The following is a 17,385-nucleotide window of genomic DNA, read 5'->3' on the forward strand; positions in this document are numbered from 1 at the left end:
CGCAGGGAATCTGTTAAGCTGCCACGAATTGTCGAAGCGGATCATGGCTTGACCCGGCCAAGCTGCTTCGGGCCTATCCTCCAAGTCGAGACCTCAAAGAAGAAAGGCCCGGACGTCGATCCGGGCCTTTCTGCTTTCGTGAAGCCAGGGAGCGCGTCACATATGGATGGCGCGCTTTTCCACCGCGAGCGCCGCTTCCTTCACGGCTTCCGAGCGGGTCGGATGCGCATGGCAGGTGCGGGCAAGATCTTCGGACGAACCGCCGAATTCCATCAGCACCGCCGCTTCATGGATCATCTCGCCCGCCTCGGGTCCAATGATGTGAACACCCAGCACGCGGTCGGTCTTGGCATCGGCCAGCACCTTCACGAAGCCTTCGGTGGTGTTGTTCACCTTGGCACGGGCATTGGCCATGAAGGGGAACTTGCCCGAATTATAGGCGACGCCGGCCTCCTTGAGCTCCTCTTCGGTTTTCCCGACGGAGGCAACTTCAGGGAAGGTGTAGATGACGCTGGGGATCACGTCGTAATTCACATGGCCGGCTTGACCGGCCAGGATCTCGGCCACGGCGATCGCCTCATCCTCGGCCTTATGCGCCAGCATCGGGCCCACGATGACGTCACCGATGGCGTAGATCCCGTCCACATTGGTCTTGTAGTGGCCGTCGACCTTGACGCGGCCGCGCTCGTCCTTCTCGACGCCTGCCGTCTCGAGGCCGAGGCCCTCGGTGTAGGGCACGCGGCCGATCGCGACCAGCACCACATCGGCTTCCAGCGTCTCGGCAGCACCGCCCGCGGCGGGCTCGACCTGCACCTTGAGCGTCTTGCCGGAGGTGTCGACGCCCGTCACTTTCGACGACAGCTTGAATTCGAAGCCCTGCTTGCCCAGCGTCTTCTGGAACTGCTTGGCCACTTCGCCATCCATGCCCGGGATCAGGCGATCGAGGAATTCCACGACGGTGACCTTGGCGCCCAGACGCTTCCAGACCGATCCAAGCTCCAGGCCGATGACGCCGCCGCCGACCACGATGAGGTGGCCTGGCACCTTCTCCAGCGTCAACGCACCGGTCGAGGAGACGACACGCTTCTCGTCAATCTCGATGCCCTTGAGGCGCGCCACATCGGAGCCGGAGGCGATCACGATGTTCTTGGTCTCGATGGTCTGGGCCTCACCCTTGTCGGACGTGACCTTCACCTTGCCCGCGCCCTCGATGACGCCAACGCCGCTGAAGACATCGATCTTGTTCTTCTTGAACAGGAAGTCGATGCCCTTGACGTTGCCGTTGATGCCCTCTTCCTTGAACGCCATCATGGCCGGAAGGTCGAGTTCGGGAGCGGACACCTTGATGCCCATCTTGGCGAACATGTGCCCTGCTTCCTCGAAGCGTTCGGACGCCTGCAACAGCGCCTTGGACGGAATGCAGCCGACGTTGAGGCAGGTGCCACCATGGGTGGCGCGTTTCTCGACGACGGCCACCTTCATGCCGAGCTGGGCCGCGCGGATCGCGCAGACATAGCCGCCGGGGCCGGTTCCAATGACGGTGAGATCATAAGCCATGTGAGCAAGTTCCTGATCAGGCGAGAAGTTCAATGAGCATCATCAGAAGGCCGGCGACGGAGCCGACCCAGGCGAGGCTGCGGACATAGGGGATGCCAAGCACATAAAGCGGCACATAGGCAATGCGCGCGACGATCCAGATGATCGATCCCGCTGCACCGAGGCCGCCCGCCTGACCGGTGATGGTCAGCGCCAAGGCCAGCGCTACGAAGATCGGATAGGTTTCAAGAAGATTGCGAAGGGCACGCTCGGCACGCCCGGCATGAAGGCCCTTCGGCTTCAGCCCCTCGTCGCGGGGGCTGGCGTTATATTGACCGCCGAGCTCCCGCGTCGCCAGCATCCCCTGGAGGCCCACCTGGAACAGCACCAGAAGCGTGCTCCAGCCAAGAATCGTGATCTCGATGGGGAGCGTTACGGCAGGTTCCATCAGCTTTGACTCGCCTGCGCCGGCGGCAGCGGTGCATTGAAGGCCCAGACGTGACCATAGGGGTCACGCAGGCGGCCATAACGCGCGCACCAGAACGTGTCCTGTGGAGCCATGATCACGACGGCGCCGGCCTTTTCCGCACGAGCCATGGCCGCATCGACATCTTCCGCCGCGGGCAGATTGATATTGATCGCAACGCTGGCGCCCTGCCGGTTGAGAGGCGACAGGACCTCGGAGTCATGCTCGGGGAATTCGTCGTGCAGCATGATCTCGCTGCCGAAGAGGTCGATGTTGGCGTGCATGACACGCACGCCATCATCGGCCATCTGTTTCATGGTGCAGACGCCGTCGAAGGCCTTCTCATAAAACCGGATCGCCTCGTTTCCCCGAGTAACACAAAGGTGCACCTGGATCGCTGGCGGTGTCGGTCCGAAGGCCATGACGAGTGTCCTGCGCGGCTCAGAGATCCATCACGAGACGGGTGGGATCCTCGATGGCTTCCTTGACGCGCACCAGGAAGGTCACGGCTTCCTTGCCGTCGACGATACGGTGATCATAGGACAGCGCCAGATACATCATCGGACGGATGACGATCTGGCCGTTCTTCACCACCGGACGCTCTTCGATGCGATGCATGCCGAGGATGCCCGACTGCGGCGCGTTCAGGATCGGGGTCGACATGAGCGAGCCATAGACACCACCGTTGGAGATGGTGAAGGTGCCGCCCTGCATGTCCTCAAGCTTGAGGTTGCCGTCGCGTGCCTTGCGGCCGAAGTCGCCGATGGCCTTTTCCACGCCGGCCACCGACAGCAGATCGGCATCGCGGACGACCGGAACGACCAGGCCCTTCTCGGTGCCGACGGCAACGCCGATGTGGTAGTAGTTCTTGTAAATGAGGTCGGTACCGTCGATTTCCGCATTGACGGCCGGAACATCCTTCAGCGCCGAGATCACGGCCTTCACGAAGAAGCCCATGAAGCCGAGCTTCACGCCATGCTTCTTCTCGAACACATCCTTGTAGGTCTTGCGCAGGTCCATCACGGCGGACATGTCGACGTCGTTGAAGGTCGTCAGCATGGCCGCGCTGTTCTGGGCGTCCTTCAGGCGGCGCGCGATGGTCTGGCGCAGCTTGGTCATGCGCACGCGCTCTTCGCGCGAGGCATCGTCAGGAGCGGAGGCCGCACGCGGCGCGGCAGACGTGGCCGGAGCTGCCGAAGCAGCGCCACCGGTGGCGATCGCGGCCAGCATGTCGCCCTTGGTCACGCGGTTGTCCTTGCCCGTGCCGGAGACACCGGCGGGATCAACACCGGATTCCGCGGCGAGCTTGCGGACCGACGGAGCCTGGCCGGCATCGGCCGGTGCGCTCTTGTCGGATACCTTCTCGGCCGGAGCGCTGGCCTTCGGCGCTTCGGCTTTCGCCTCGGCAGGTTTGGCGGCCGGTGCGCTGCCGCCGCCAGCACCCGCGTCGATGGAGCCGAGCAAGGCGCCCACTTCGACGGTTTCGCCTTCCTGCACGGCGATTTCGCCGAGCGTTCCGGCTGCCGGAGCCGGCACCTCAACCGTTACCTTGTCCGTTTCAAGCTCCACCAGAGGTTCGTCGGCGGACACAGCGTCGCCGGGCTTCTTGAACCATTTACCGATGGTTGCCTCGGTCACGCTTTCGCCAAGAGTGGGCACGCGGATTTCGGTCGCCATTTCTTTTCCCCAAATGCCCTCGCGGGCCTTTCACATAACTAAGTTCAGCTGCCCAGCGCTTCGTTGAGGAAGCTCTGGAGTTCGGCAAGGTGCTTTGACATGGTGCCGGCGGCAGGCGATGCGGCGGCGGCGCGGCCCGCATAGGCTGGCCGCTTGGACTTGCTTCCCGCCTGATTGAGCACCCACTCAAGGTAAGGCTCCACATGGAACCAGGACCCCATGTTCTTGGGCTCTTCCTGGCACCAGATGACGTCCGCGTTCTTGAAGCGCGCCATTTCCGCGGCAAGCGTCTTGAGCGGGAACGGATAGAGCTGCTCCACGCGCATGATGTAGACGTCATTGATGCCGCGCTTCTCGCGCTCCTCGAAAAGGTCATAGTAGACCTTGCCCGAGCAGAGCACGACGCGGCGGATCTTGTCGTCGGAAACGAGCTTGACGCCTTCCGCCCCCGGATTGAGCTGGGCGTCATCCCACAGCACCCGGTGGAAGGTGGAGTCGGCACCGAGCTCGTCCAGTTTCGACACGGCGCGCTTGTGGCGCAGCAGCGACTTCGGCGTCATCAGGATCAGCGGCTTGCGGATCTCGCGCTTCAGCTGACGGCGCAGGATGTGGAAGTAGTTGGCCGGCGTCGAGCAGTTGGCGACCTGCATGTTGTCCTCGGCGCAGAGCTGGAGGTAGCGCTCCAGACGTGCCGAGGAGTGTTCCGGTCCCTGGCCCTCATAGCCGTGCGGCAAGAGGCAGACTAGGCCGGACATGCGCAGCCACTTGCGCTCGCCCGAGGAGATGAACTGGTCGAACACCACCTGGGCGCCGTTGGCGAAGTCGCCGAACTGGGCTTCCCACAGCGTCAGCGCGTTGGGCTCCGCCAGCGAATAGCCGTATTCGAAGCCGAGCACCGCCTCTTCCGAGAGCATCGAATTGATGACCTCGTAACGCGCCTGGCCTTCGGAGAGCTCGTTGAACGGCAGGTAGCGATCCTCGTTCTCCTGGTCCGTCAGCACGGAGTGGCGCTGCGAGAAGGTGCCGCGCTCCACGTCCTGGCCGGACAGGCGCACGGGGTGGCCCTCCTTCAGCAGCGTGCAGAAGGCCAGCGCCTCCGCCGTTGCCCAGTCGATGCCCACGCCGGTGTCGATCGCCTTGGCGCGATTGTCGAGGAAGCGCTTGACGGTGCGATGGACGTTGAAGCCTTCAGGCGCCTTGGTGATCGCCTGACCGATGGCCTTCAGCTCGGCGACATCCACGCCGGTCTTGCCGCGGCGCGCGTCATCATCGGCGGATTGCGCCGCCTTCAGGCCCGACCAGCGGCCGTCGAGCCAGTCGGCCTTGTTGGGCTTGTAGCTCTGCCCTGCCTCATGCTCGCCTTCGAGCTTGGCGCGCCAGGCCGCGCGCATCTCTTCCGCCTGCTCGTCGGTCAGGACGCCCTCGTCCTTCAGCTTCTTGGCATAGATCTCAAGCGTGGTCGGATGCGACTTGATCCGCTTGTACATCAGCGGCTGGGTGAACGCGGGCTCGTCGCCCTCGTTATGGCCATACCGGCGGTAGCAGAACATGTCGATGACGACAGGCTTGTGGAACTTCTGCCGGAACTCGGTCGCGATCTTGGCGGCGAAGGTCACCGCTTCCGGGTCATCGCCGTTCACGTGGAAGATCGGCGCCTCGATCATCTTCGCCACATCGGAGGGATAGGGCGAGGACCGCGAGAAGCGCGGATTGGTGGTGAAGCCGATCTGGTTGTTGATGATGAAGTGGATCGAACCGCCGGTGCGATGGCCCTTGAGGCCGGACAGACCCAGGCACTCGGCCACCACGCCCTGGCCGGCAAAGGCGGCATCGCCGTGGATCAGCAACGGCAGCACCTGGACCCGGTCGGCGTCCTTGAGCTGGTCCTGCTTGGCACGCACCTTACCCAGCACCACGGGATCGACGATCTCCAGGTGGGACGGGTTGGCCGTGAGCGAGAGGTGGACATTGTTGCCGTCGAATTCGCGATCAGAGGAGGCACCGAGATGGTACTTCACGTCGCCTGAACCTTCGACGTCATCCGGCTTCCAGGAGCCGCCCTTGAATTCGTTGAAGAGAGCGCGGTGTGGCTTGGCCATCACCTGGGTCAGGACGTTGAGGCGGCCACGATGGGCCATGCCGAAAACGATCTCCTTCACGCCGAGGTTGCCGCCGCGCTTGATGATCTGCTCGAGCGCGGGGATCAGCGACTCGCCGCCATCAAGGCCGAAGCGCTTGGTGCCGGTGTATTTGACATCAAGGTACTTCTCGAAGCCTTCCGCCTCGATCAGCTTCTGGAAAATCGCCTTCTTGCCCTCAGGCGTGAAGGAAATCTCTTTGTCCGGACCCTCGATGCGCTCCTGGATCCACGCCTTTTCAGCGGGCTCGGAGATATGCATGAACTCGACGCCCAGCGTCGAGCAATAGGTGCGCCTCAGGATGGCGAGCATCTCATTGATGGTCGCAAACTCAAGGCCGAGCACATGGTCGATGAAGATCTTGCGGTCGCGGTCGCCATCGCTGAAGCCGTAGCTCGCGGGATCGAGGTCCTCATGCGGCTTTTCCTGTTCGATGCCGAGCGGGTCGAGCTTGGCGGCGAGGTGGCCGCGCATGCGGTAAGCGCGGATCATCATCAGCGCGCGCACGCTGTCGCGCGTTGCCTGCTGCACCTGCTCGGGAGACAGCTCCTGTCCGGACTTGGCGGCCTTGCCCTTGATCTTGTCGCCGAGCGCCTTTTCCGCGGCCGGCCAGTTGCCGTCGAGAGCCGAGACCAGCTCGCCGTTGGCGTGGATCGGCCAGTTCGGCCGCTCCCAGGAGGGGCCCTTCGCATTCTTGACCGGATCAGCGTCGGTGTCCTTCAGCCCTCCGAAAAAACTCTGCCACTCGGCATCCACCGAGCCGGGATTTTCTTTGTAGCGGGCGTAGAGGTCTTCGATGTAGCTCGCGTTGCCGCCGTAGAGGAAGGAGGTCGCGAGAAGGGCTTCGTTCGCCTGTTGGCGTGACATGATCGCTGGTCTCTGTCGTGGGCGTTGCGCCCGGATCGGTTCGAGTTTCGAGGTGTGGCGACGCCCGCCGGAGACCGGCGGGCGAAAGAAGTGTACACGTTAAGTATTAAGCGGCGTCAGCCTTTCAACACGTCAACGAGGGTTTTTCCGAGGCGCGCCGGCGATGGCGACACGCGGATGCCCGCGGCCTCCATGGCTGCGATCTTGTCCTCGGCGCCGCCCTTGCCGCCGGAGATGATGGCGCCGGCGTGACCCATACGGCGTCCGGGAGGAGCCGTGCGGCCGGCGATGAAGCCAACCATTGGCTTCTTGCGGCCGCGCTTTGCCTCGTCAGCAAGGAACTGCGCTGCATCCTCCTCGGCCGAACCGCCGATCTCGCCGATCATCACGATCGACTGGGTGGCGTCGTCGGCCAGGAACATTTCCAGCACGTCGATGAACTCGGTGCCCTTGACCGGATCGCCGCCGATGCCGACAGCGGTGGTCTGGCCGAGGCCTTCCTGGCTGGTCTGGAACACCGCTTCATAGGTCAGCGTGCCAGAGCGCGAGACGATGCCGACGTTGCCACGCTTGAAGATGTTGGCGGGCATGATGCCGATCTTGGATTCGCCAGCCGTCACGATGCCAGGGCAGTTCGGGCCGACGAGACGCGATTTGGAAGCGTCGAGAGCGCGGCGGACCTTGATCATGTCGGCAACCGGGATGCCCTCGGTGATGCAGACGATGAGCGGGATCTCGGCCTGGATGGCTTCCAGGATCGCGTCCGCGGCGCCTGCCGGCGGAACATAGACGACCGAGGCATCGGCACCGGTCTTGTCACGGGCTTCGGCCACCGTATCGAACACGGGCAGGCCGAGGTGCGTGGAGCCGCCCTTGCCGGGTGAGGTGCCGCCGACCATCTTGGTGCCATAGGCGATGGCCTGCTCGGAGTGGAAGGTGCCGTTCTTGCCGGTGAAGCCCTGGCAGATGACCTTCGTATTCTTGTCGATCATGATGGACATCAGCGGGCACCCTTCACGGCATTGACGATTTTCTGCGCCGCGTCATCGAGATCGTCGGCGGGAATGACGTTGAGGCCGGACTCACGAATGATGGTCTTGCCTTCTTCGACGTTGGTACCCTCGAGGCGCACCACCAGCGGGACCTGCAGCCCGACGGCCTTCACGGCGGCGATGACGCCGCGCGCGATGACGTCGCACTTCATGATGCCGCCGAAGATGTTGACGAGGATGCCCTTCACGTTCGGATCGGAGGTGATGATCTTGAACGCCGCCGTCACCTTCTCTTCCGAAGCGCCGCCGCCCACGTCCAGGAAGTTGGCAGGCTCTTCGCCATAGAGCTTGATGATATCGAGCGTTGCCATGGCGAGGCCGGCACCGTTGACCATGCAGCCGATCGTGCCGTCGAGTGCGATATAGGCAAGGTCATACTTGGAGGCTTCTATTTCCTTGGCGTCCTCTTCGCTCTCGTCGCGCAGGGCAACCACGTCAGGGTGACGGTAAAGCGAGTTGGAATCGAACGACACCTTGGCGTCGAGCGCCTTGAGCTGACCCTGGGTGGTGATGATCAGCGGGTTGATCTCCAGCATCTCCATGTCCTTCGCGACGAAGGCCGTGTAGAGCTGCGCCACGACGGTGTTCGCCTGCTTGGCGAGATCGCCGGTGAGGCCGAGCGCCTTGGCAACGGTGCGGCCGTGGTGCGGCATGATGCCAGTCGCGGGATCGACCGAGAAGGACACGATCTTCTCAGGCGTGTTATGAGCCACCTCTTCGATGTCCATGCCGCCTTCGGTGGAGACCACGAAGGAGACGCGCGAGGTCGCGCGGTCGACCAGCAGCGAGAGATAGAATTCCTTCTCGATGTCCGAGCCATCTTCGATGTAGATGCGGTTGACCTGCTTGCCGGCGGGGCCGGTCTGGATGGTCACCAGTGTGTTGCCCAGCATCTGGGAGACGAAGGTCTTGACCTCGTCAACCGACTTGGCGAGGCGCACACCGCCCTTTTCGCCCGCTGCGGCTTCCTTGAACTTGCCCTTGCCGCGTCCGCCGGCGTGGATCTGGGATTTGACGACCCAGAGCGGTCCGCCCAGTTCGTTGGCGGCCTTCTCGGCCTCATCAGCCGAGAAAACAGCGACGCCGCGCGAGACGGGCACGCCGAATTCCTTCAGTACGGCTTTCGCCTGATACTCATGAATGTTCATGTTTTAAGTCCATTTTTGCCCGGTTTCCCAGGCCCCCGATGCAAGCGCAGCGGCCCGAGGGCCGCTGCGTGAATGAGAAGTCCTTATGCGCCCAGATTTGGGGCGAGCTTTTGGCAAGCCTCGACAAGACCGCGCACGCTTTCGATGGATTTGTCGAGCATGGCTTGCTCGCCGCTGTCCAGTTCGATCTCGACGATGCGTTCCACGCCGTTCGCGCCGATGACGACAGGAACGCCCACATAAAGATTGTCGACGCTGTACTCGCCATTGAGCTGCGCCGCGCAGGGCAGAACACGCTTCTGGTCCTTGAGGTAGGCTTCCGCCATCTGGATCGCGGAGGCGGCCGGTGCATAGAAGGCCGAACCGGTCTTCAGGAGACCGACGATCTCGGCACCGCCGTCGCGGGTGCGCTGAACGATCTGGTCGAGGCGATCCTTGGTGGTCCAGCCCATCTTGACGAGGTCCGGCAGCGGGATGCCGGCAACCGTGGAGTAGCGGACGAGCGGCACCATGGTGTCGCCGTGGCCGCCCAGCACGAAGGTCGAGACGTCTTTGATGGAGACGTTGAACTCTTCCGCGAGGAAGTGGCTGAAGCGCGAGCTGTCGAGAACACCCGCCATGCCGACGACCTTGTTGGCCGGCAGACCGGAGGTCTTCTGCAGCGCCCAGACCATGGCGTCGAGCGGGTTGGTGATGCAGATCACGAAGGCGTTCGGCGCGTATTTGGCGATGCCTGCGCCCACCTGTTCCATGACCTTGAGGTTGGTGCCGAGAAGGTCGTCACGGCTCATGCCGGGCTTACGCGGCACGCCGGCCGTCACGATCACAACGTCGGCACCTTCGATGCCGGCATAGGAATTGACGCCCGAGAGTTTGGCGTCGAAGCCGTCGACGGGGGAGGATTCCGCGATGTCGAGAGCCTTACCTTGGGGGGTTCCTTCGACGATGTCGAAGAGAATGATGTCGCCGAGCTCTTTGAGCCCCGCCAGATGGGCGAGCGTGCCGCCGATCTGGCCAGCGCCGATCAGTGCAATCTTGTTCCGGGCCATGGATATCTTTGCGCGCGTGAGAGGTGAGTGGAGACCTTGACGGGCCGGGGAGTCCCTAGCCCCATTTGACGTGAGGTTCAAGGCTAAGCGTTAATCGCAGTACGATTTTGTTCCGGCGGCATCGCAACCGGCGGAAAATTCACGTCTCGGCAAGGCCGCCAGTGCCTGCATCTCTCGGCTCTTCGCCCCGGCCGTGGGGGGCTGCGAGCCAGGCAGCCGAGCGCATTTCCGTGAGGCGCGACAGCGTGCGCTGGAACTCGAAGGCGTGATGGTTGCCGTCCGCCAGAAGGCTCTCCGGCTCCGCCGCGGCGGAGGCAATGAGCTTTACGTGGCTCTCATAGAGCGTGTCGATCAGAAGGATGAAACGCTTGGTTGGATTGCGCTTCTCCTCCGTCAGCTGCGGAATGGCGTCGATGATCAGCGTGTGAAACCGCTCGGCGATGGCAAGATAGTCCGCGGCGGCCAAGGGCTGATCGCACAGCTCGGCGAAGGTGAACCGGGCAACGCCCATTGCCGCGCGGGGCGCCGTAACGGTCCGGCCGAGGACGTTGAGCGTGACGGGCGCGGGAGGCGCACCGACCGCCAGGCGCATGAAGACATCGTCGAGTGCCTCTGCCGCCTTCTCGTCGGCCGGCACGTGCCAGACCGGCACACCCTCCAGCTTGATGAGCCGGAAATCTTCGGCTGCATCAAGCCTCAGCACCCGCATGTGCTCTTCAACGATGGCGATGAAGGGCAGGAACAGAGCCCGATTGAGGCCATGCCGGTAGAGATTGGACGGCGCCACGTTGGAGGTTGCGATCACGACCACGCCCTTTTCGAACAGACGTTCGAACAGGCGGCCGAGGATCATCGCATCGGCGATATCGGTGACCTGGAATTCGTCGAAACAAAGGAGCCACGCCTCCTCCGCCAGCGCTTCGGCAACCGGCGCTATCGGATCGGAACCCTTGACATCTCCCGCCGCGAGCTGCTGGCGCCAGGCGTGCACCCGCGCATGCACATCGGCCATGAAGGCGTTGAAGTGCACCCGCCGCTTACGGCGCACCGGCGCACGCTCGAAGAAGAGGTCCATGAGCATGGTCTTGCCGCGTCCGACCTCTCCCCAGATGTAGAGCCCCTTTGGCGCCTCCGGAGCCTTTCGTGCGAAGAGCCAGCCGAGCGCGGAGGTTTTCCTGCCCAGCCGGTACCCCGCAAGCGCGGCGTTAATGCCATCGAGCGCACGGGCAGCATGCTCCTGGGCGGGGTCACGCGTCAGCTCACCGGCCGCGACCAGCGCCGCATATCGCTCAAGAACCGTATCGGTCATGGAAGTTTTGGGGCCGTCCGAGGGGCGATCGTCGAAAAAGAATAAGAAGCGCTCTACCAGACGGAAAAAGATGCGTCAAAGTTGCGAATTTCGGCAAGCTGTTGACACAGTTGGAAACTATTTAGGGCCATAGTGCCTTTTCTTGAGAACATCTCGACCCGAAAGAATTTTCCAGTGACGCGCCTCGCCTTCGTCATCGCGCTGACGTTTTGCGCAGCCATTGCCTCATCCGGAACAGCCATAGCGCAAACGCCGCTGCGTTTCTCTCTCGACTGGGCTTTTGAGGGCCCGGCAGCGCCCTTTCTCGTGGCGCTCGATCGCGGGTTCTTCAAGGAAGAAGGGCTCGACGTCGAAATCGAGCCCGGCGCAGGATCGGTGGACGCAGTGGGCCGTGTCGCCACTGGCGCCTATGACATGGCCCTGGGGGACATCAACAGCCTGATCCGCTTTCGTCCGCGGGATGATGAGGTGCGCCCTCTCGCGGTCTTCATGCTCTACGATCGGTCGCCCTTCGCGATCGTGGGTCGCAAAAGCCGGGGGATCAGCGATCCCAGGAGCCTGGAAGGCAAAACTCTCGGAGCACCCAAGAGCGATGGCGCCTTCGCGCAATGGCCGCTGTTCGTCAAAGCCAACGGAATCGAGACCGACGACATTCGCATCGTCAATCTCGGCTTTGCCGTGCGGGAGCCCATGCTGGCCGCCGGCGAGGTCGATGCCGTGACCGGCTATAGCTGGTCGGCTGCCATCAACCTCCGTGACAAGGGCGTCCCGGCCAATGACATCGTCGTCCTTCGCATGGCGGATTACGGCGTTGACCTCTATGGCAACGCGCTGATGGTGGCGCCGGCTTTCGCAAAGGACAATCCGGAGGCGGTCAAGGGATTCCTTCGCGCGCTGATCCGCGGCCTGAAGGCGGTGATCGCCGAGCCCGACGCCGCTCTGCGCAGCGTCGTCGATCGAAACCCCGGCGCGAGGATGGACGTGGAACGTGAACGGCTGAAGGCCGCTCTGGACGCGATCATAACGCCTGAGGCGAAGGAAAATGGCCTGGGCGATGTTGACGTGGAGCGCCTTGCTCGTTCCATCGCCCTTATCGCTGAGACGCAGAACCCTGAGGAGATGCCGGCGGCGACGGATATCTTCGATGCATCCTATCTGCCGCCGAAGGGCGAGCGTCTGCTGGATCACTCCGCCTCAAGCGGCCCGCGCGCCGAAGAACGCGGCGGTTAAGCGCAGATCGCCAACAAAGTTCCCGTATTCCGCAAGCTTGGCCTCTTCATCGGGAAGGCGCAGCAGGAATGACGGGTGTACCGTGATCAGTGCCTGCATACCGCTGTCGAGCTCAAGGATCTGACCCCGGTTTTTCCCGATCGGCATGGCTTTGCCGAACACCGACTGCACAGCGGTGGCCCCCATGGCCACCACGAGACGGGGCTTCACGAGTTCGATTTCCCGCTCCAGCCACGGCCGGCATGCGCGGATCTCGGGCGTCGCGGGCTTCTGGTGGATGCGCCTTTTGCCGCGCGGAACAAACTTGAAGTGCTTGACGGCATTGGTGACATAGGCCCGGTCACGGGAGATGCCGGCCTCTTCCAGCGCCTTGTCGAACATCCGCCCCGCCGGGCCGACAAAGGGATGCCCTTCCAAATCCTCCTGATCGCCAGGCTGTTCGCCGACGAACATCACCGGCGCCTTGGCATTACCCTCACCGAATACCGTCTGGGTCGCCGGCGCCCATAAGGGGCAGGCCCGGCAATCGGCCGCGTCCAGCCGGACGGCATCCAACGTGCCACCTTTCGGCCGCGCCGGCACCGAAGGCTGATGCGGCCTCTGGGGCCGAGCATTGGGTTCGGTCGTTCCGCTCCTCACCATCTCATTCACCCTGCGCTGCGCCTCCTCGATCAAAGGACGAATGAGCGTCGCCTCCGGCAGGTTCCGCCAATATTTCACCGGCATCTCGGCGCGCATGGCACCAATCTTGAGCCGCGCCGGATTGAAGATGCTGGCATAATAGCCGCGCCATAACTCTTCCAGAGCATCATCGCCAGGCGCGTCCAGGCGTGATGCGGCAGGCCCGAAGATAAGTTCGGAACCGTCCCAGTGCGCGCTGACATCGGGCGTCAGGATCGACCACCGCATGGAGGTGAACCGGCGCATGAAGAAGGGCGCGTTTGCTTCGACGATATGGTGTTCGGGCTCGAACCAGGCGACATACCATTCCTCGCCATCCAGAAGGGTCTGCCGGAACCGCACGAAGGCCCGCATCTTATGGATGTCGCGCCGAACCGCTTTCGCCATGGCTTCCAGCCGGGCCACATCCGGATCGACGGACACCTCCAGAAGCCGCGGCTCCTGGCGCAGGCGCCACAGCATCGAATAAAGCCAGGAAAAGCGCTCGGGATCGCAATGCTGAACGAGTGTTTCCGCGAGCGCAACAAAGCCGCGTGGCACGGACACAGGCCCGTCATCCACCACCGGCGGCAGCGATGTCTCCATGTCGGCAAAAAGATCATCGCTGGATCCGACGGACCAGGTCACGGCATGAGGCGGCACCCGGCGGGACAAAAGGTCCCGTGCTTGCCGCCGCCATCCCGCAAAATCCGTCTGATGCGCCAGAGCAATGCGGTGCATGTTCAGATCCCGAGGGAAAGCTGCCGCGGCGGGGCCACCAGCCGCGACTTCAAGTCCATTCGATCGAGCAGGCGGTGCGGACTGTGATCGGGAAAGATCAGGAAGGGAAGCACACGCGCCACCGGCACCCGCAGCCGCAGCAGGTCCTCTGCCCGGATCGCCCGCACCCGCCGCGCGGTCAGGATGCGTTCCACCGCCGTCTTGCCGAAGCCCGGCACCCGCAGCAGCTCTTCCCGCGTGGCCCGATTGACATCCAGCGGGAAGCGCTCGCGATGGCGTAGGGCCCAGGCAAGTTTGGGGTCCATGTCCAGCGCCAGGTGACCGTCCTCGCCTTCGACGATCTCATTCACGTCAAAGCCATAGAAGCGCATCAGCCAGTCGGCCTGATAGAGCCGATGCTCGCGCATCAGCGGCGGCGCCTTGGGCGGCAGCGACTGGCTGGCATCCGGAATGGGGCTGAAGGCGGAATAATAGACCCTCTTCAAGCGGTAGGAGCTGTAGAGGTTCGAACTGGTCGACAGGATCGCCCGGTCATCGGCCGCATCGGCGCCGACGATCATCTGCGTGCTCTGGCCGCCCGGTGCGAAACGCGGCGCCTTCTTTTCCTCGCCGGCCTCATCGATCCGGACGCGCAGACGGCCCATGGAGCGGCGGATGGCGCGCACATCCTTTTCGGGGGCAAGCTGCTTCAGGCCGCCTTCCGTTGGCAATTCAATGTTGATGGACAGCCGGTCGGCATAAAGCCCCGCCTCCGCCAGAAGCTCGTCACTGGCGTCGGGAATCGTCTTCAGGTGGATGTATCCCTTGAAGTCGTGATCGAGGCGCAGGCTCTTCGCCACTCTCACCACCTGCTCCATGGTGTAGTCGGGCGAACGGATGATGCCTGATGAGAGGAACAGGCCCTCGATGTAGTTGCGGCGATAGAAGTCCAGCGTCAGCTTGACCACCTCCTCCACCGTGAAACGCGCCCGCGGCACATTGCTGGAGGCGCGGTTGACGCAGTACAGGCAGTCGAAGGCGCAGGCGTTGGTCAGGAGGATCTTGAGCAGCGAGATGCAACGTCCATCGGGGGCATAGGAGTGGCAGATGGCGCCTTCGGTGGAGCCGATGCCCTTGCCGCCCACGGAATCGCGCTTGCTTGTCCCGCTGGATGCGCAGGAGGCGTCGTATTTCGCGGCGTCGGCAAGAATTGCGAGCTTACGGGACAGATCCATAAGCTGCTATTTGTTCTTCTTTTGTTCCTATTACAAGTAGGCGCAAGCTGGAAGGTTCGGCCTGGGTGCCGGCGCGGAAGAGCTCCGCGCCGGCACCCAGGATCAGAACTTCGCGGTCAGCCCAAGCCAGTAACGGCGGCCCTCCAGCGTGGTGTTGAAATCGGTCGCCTCCACTTCCTTGTCCAGGATGTTGTAGACGGCCGCCTTCAAGTCGAGATTGTCTGACATGGAATAGATCACGCCCGCATCGACCATGGTGTAGGCATCATACTTGCGGCCAGGTGCACCGTTGATCAGAACCGGCGTTCCATTGGTGCCGATGCGTGCGCCCGCCGCGATCTCCTCACCGTGATAGGTGGCAACCGCCCAGGTGGCGAGCCCTTCGATCGGCGTGATCCAGTCGACGCGCAGGTTTGCCGCGTGCTCCGGCGTGCGCGCCAGCGGGAAGCCTTTGAAGTCGCCGGTCTGCTGCTCGGAATCGGTATAGGTGTAGCTGCCACGGAACGACAGCGCCTCGGTCGCCTTCCAGGTCGCGGTCAGCTCCACGCCCTGGATGATCGCATCATCGATATTGTAGTGATACCAGAGCAGGTAGTTGGGATCTTCCGACCAGCGAACCGGCGCGCCGCTGGCGTCATAGACGCGGGCGTTGGCGATCTTGTCCTTGAAGTCGGTGTAGAAGTAGGTCGCGCCGAAGCTGAGGCCGGAATAATTGTCCCACAGTGCGCTGATCTCATAGCTGCGGCTCTCTTCCGGCTTGAGGTTGGGATCGCCGATGATCACGCCGCAGGTGCCGGCCGGACCATAGGTGCATCCGCCGCCGCCCGTGGTCAGGGCGTAGCCGTCGGCTGTCTGGCGGATTTCGGGCGCGCGGAAGCCCGTCGAGACGCCGCCCTTGAGCGTCAGACCTGAGAGCGGCGTGTGCCAGACACCATAGAGCCTCGGGCTGAAGTGTTCGCCATAGGCTTCGTGCGAGTCCATTCGCAGACCGCCGGTGAGTGCAAAAGTGTCCGTCAGGCGCCATTCATCTTCGGCGAACAGCGCCCATTGATTGGCCTCGAACTCCTCGTCCTGGCCGGTGCGGCGGCCGGGGTTCTGATCGGTCAGCATGGCGTTGAAATATTGGCCGCCGGTCACCAGCGTGTGGCTGCCGAAGAAATCGAAGGGCGTGGTGAACTTGCCGTCCAGCACCGAATTGCGGATCAGTGGCGAGCGCGGGTTCTCTATGAAGGTTCCCGTCGCGGCGTCACGCGTCTGGCGCGTGCGCTCACCCCATTCCTGCGAGAAGGAGAACTCGGAGGTTGTCGGTCCCCAGCGGCCGATATGGGTTGCCGACCAGTTGAAGCGATCATAGTCGCCATAGGTCTCGTCCCCATCCAATTCCAGCGTACGCCCGGGGCTCGACAGCCTGCGCACGCGCGAGGCCCCGCCCATGAGCATGATGTCGTGGTTTTCGTTGGGCGTAAGGGTCAGCCGCCCGCCGAGATCGCCTTCCTTGGCTTCCGTGAAGCCGTCGATGAAATCGTCTTCCTCGCGCAGATAACCGCGCCCCCAGACCTGCATGCCGAGGATGTTGGAGGCGATGGGGCCGTTCAGATAGAAGGAGGTCTGGCCGGAGTTGCCGAAGTCCCGGTGCTGCTGCGCGGTGCCCTCCACCGTCACCTCGCCGCCCCAGCGATCGCTCACCTTCCGCGTGATGATGTTGATGACGCCGCCCATGGCGTCCGAGCCATAAAGCGACGACATCGGGCCACGGACGATTTCGATGCGCTCGATCGCCGACAGCGGCGGAATGAAGCTCTGCTCGTAGCCGGAGCTGCCGTTGGGGCGGGCGTCGCGGGTGTTCTGGCGCCTTCCGTCGACGAGGAGGAGCGTGTAGGTCCCCGGAAGACCGCGGATGTAGATATCTTTTTCGTTGGCGATACCTGTCACCGTAACGCCATGGGCTTCCCGGAGCGCGTCGGTGAGGTCGCGGAAGGAGCCTTTGGCCAGATCCTCGCGGCTGATGACCGTGATGCTGGCCGGCGCATCGACGACATTTTGCTCAAAACCGGCGGCGGTAACGACGATGTCGGGAAGAACGACATCTTCACCCGTCGCCTCCGCTGCGGTCTCCTGTGCGAAAGCACCACCGAAGCCAAAGACGCTGTATGCAATCACACTCGCGCCGATCATCAGCCCGTGAAGATCCCGGTTTCTGCGCCGCCCGTCCTGCATACCGGCGCGCGCGGCCGATTCCGACAAAGACTTTATTGTATTACGCGCCGTGACCTGTTCGCCCGAAACGATCATTGATAC

At 63.2% G+C, this 17,385-nt stretch carries 13 protein-coding genes; 1 reads left to right on the top strand and 12 read right to left on the bottom strand.

The features are described from left to right. Positions 1-156: 156 nt before the first annotated feature. The 9 genes from lpdA to zapE all read right to left on the bottom strand — a co-directional run bounded on the left by lpdA (position 157) and on the right by zapE (position 11,242). A complete protein-coding gene (gene lpdA / locus IEV58_RS00145) occupies positions 157-1,557 on the bottom strand; it encodes a dihydrolipoyl dehydrogenase (protein WP_188407659.1) in 1,401 nt (466 codons plus the stop codon). A 16-nt stretch (positions 1,558-1,573) separates the two neighbouring features. Next, complete coding sequence (locus IEV58_RS00150) at positions 1,574-1,984, bottom strand: MAPEG family protein (RefSeq protein ID WP_188407660.1); 411 nt, start codon at positions 1,982-1,984, stop codon at positions 1,574-1,576. Next, positions 1,984-2,424 (bottom strand): VOC family protein, encoded by a 441-nt coding sequence (locus IEV58_RS00155; RefSeq protein ID WP_188407661.1) that lies wholly within the window; start codon positions 2,422-2,424, stop codon positions 1,984-1,986. Before IEV58_RS00155 ends, IEV58_RS00150 begins: the two co-directional genes overlap by 1 nt. Before the next feature lie 19 nt (positions 2,425-2,443). Further along, positions 2,444-3,679 carry a 2-oxoglutarate dehydrogenase complex dihydrolipoyllysine-residue succinyltransferase gene (gene odhB / locus IEV58_RS00160; protein WP_188407662.1) on the bottom strand — a complete coding sequence of 412 codons (1,236 nt, stop codon included), beginning with the start codon at positions 3,677-3,679 and terminating at the stop codon, positions 2,444-2,446. A 44-nt stretch (positions 3,680-3,723) separates the two neighbouring features. Then, a complete protein-coding gene (locus IEV58_RS00165) occupies positions 3,724-6,684 on the bottom strand; it encodes a 2-oxoglutarate dehydrogenase E1 component (protein WP_188407663.1) in 2,961 nt (986 codons plus the stop codon). Positions 6,685-6,800: 116 nt separating this feature from the next. Next, positions 6,801-7,685 (bottom strand): succinate--CoA ligase subunit alpha, encoded by an 885-nt coding sequence (sucD, locus tag IEV58_RS00170; RefSeq protein ID WP_188407664.1) that lies wholly within the window; start codon positions 7,683-7,685, stop codon positions 6,801-6,803. Then, complete coding sequence (gene sucC, locus IEV58_RS00175) at positions 7,685-8,884, bottom strand: ADP-forming succinate--CoA ligase subunit beta (protein ID WP_188407665.1); 1,200 nt, start codon at positions 8,882-8,884, stop codon at positions 7,685-7,687. Before sucC ends, sucD begins: the two co-directional genes overlap by 1 nt. Positions 8,885-8,967: 83 nt before the next feature. After that, positions 8,968-9,933, bottom strand: a complete 966-nt coding sequence (gene mdh, locus IEV58_RS00180) for a malate dehydrogenase (protein WP_188407666.1) — start codon at positions 9,931-9,933, stop codon at positions 8,968-8,970. 139 nt (positions 9,934-10,072) lie between these two features. After that, on the bottom strand, positions 10,073-11,242 hold the full coding sequence (zapE, locus tag IEV58_RS00185) for a cell division protein ZapE (RefSeq protein WP_188407667.1): 1,170 nt from the start codon (positions 11,240-11,242) through the stop codon (positions 10,073-10,075). 174 nt (positions 11,243-11,416) lie between these two features. On the opposite strand from zapE, the gene IEV58_RS00190 reads away from it, so the two are divergent. Further along, positions 11,417-12,472 (top strand): ABC transporter substrate-binding protein, encoded by a 1,056-nt coding sequence (locus tag IEV58_RS00190; RefSeq protein WP_229729081.1) that lies wholly within the window; start codon positions 11,417-11,419, stop codon positions 12,470-12,472. Here the strand turns inward: IEV58_RS00190 and IEV58_RS00195 are convergent. The 3 genes from IEV58_RS00195 to IEV58_RS00205 form a co-directional block, all read right to left on the bottom strand. Continuing rightward, positions 12,437-13,873 carry a UdgX family uracil-DNA binding protein gene (locus IEV58_RS00195; protein ID WP_188407668.1) on the bottom strand — a complete coding sequence of 479 codons (1,437 nt, stop codon included), beginning with the start codon at positions 13,871-13,873 and terminating at the stop codon, positions 12,437-12,439. The genes IEV58_RS00190 and IEV58_RS00195 overlap by 36 nt on opposite strands. 2 nt (positions 13,874-13,875) lie before the next feature. Further along, entirely contained in the window at positions 13,876-15,087 is a 1,212-nt protein-coding gene (locus tag IEV58_RS00200; RefSeq protein ID WP_188407669.1) for a putative DNA modification/repair radical SAM protein, read from the bottom strand. Between the two features lie 102 nt (positions 15,088-15,189). Next, entirely contained in the window at positions 15,190-17,379 is a 2,190-nt protein-coding gene (locus IEV58_RS00205; RefSeq protein WP_229729082.1) for a TonB-dependent receptor domain-containing protein, read from the bottom strand. Between the last annotated feature and the right edge of the window lie 6 nt (positions 17,380-17,385).

Origin of the sequence: Agaricicola taiwanensis, from assembly GCF_014635245.1 — a bacterium.
Lineage (GTDB): Bacteria > Pseudomonadota > Alphaproteobacteria > Rhizobiales > Methylopilaceae > Agaricicola > Agaricicola taiwanensis.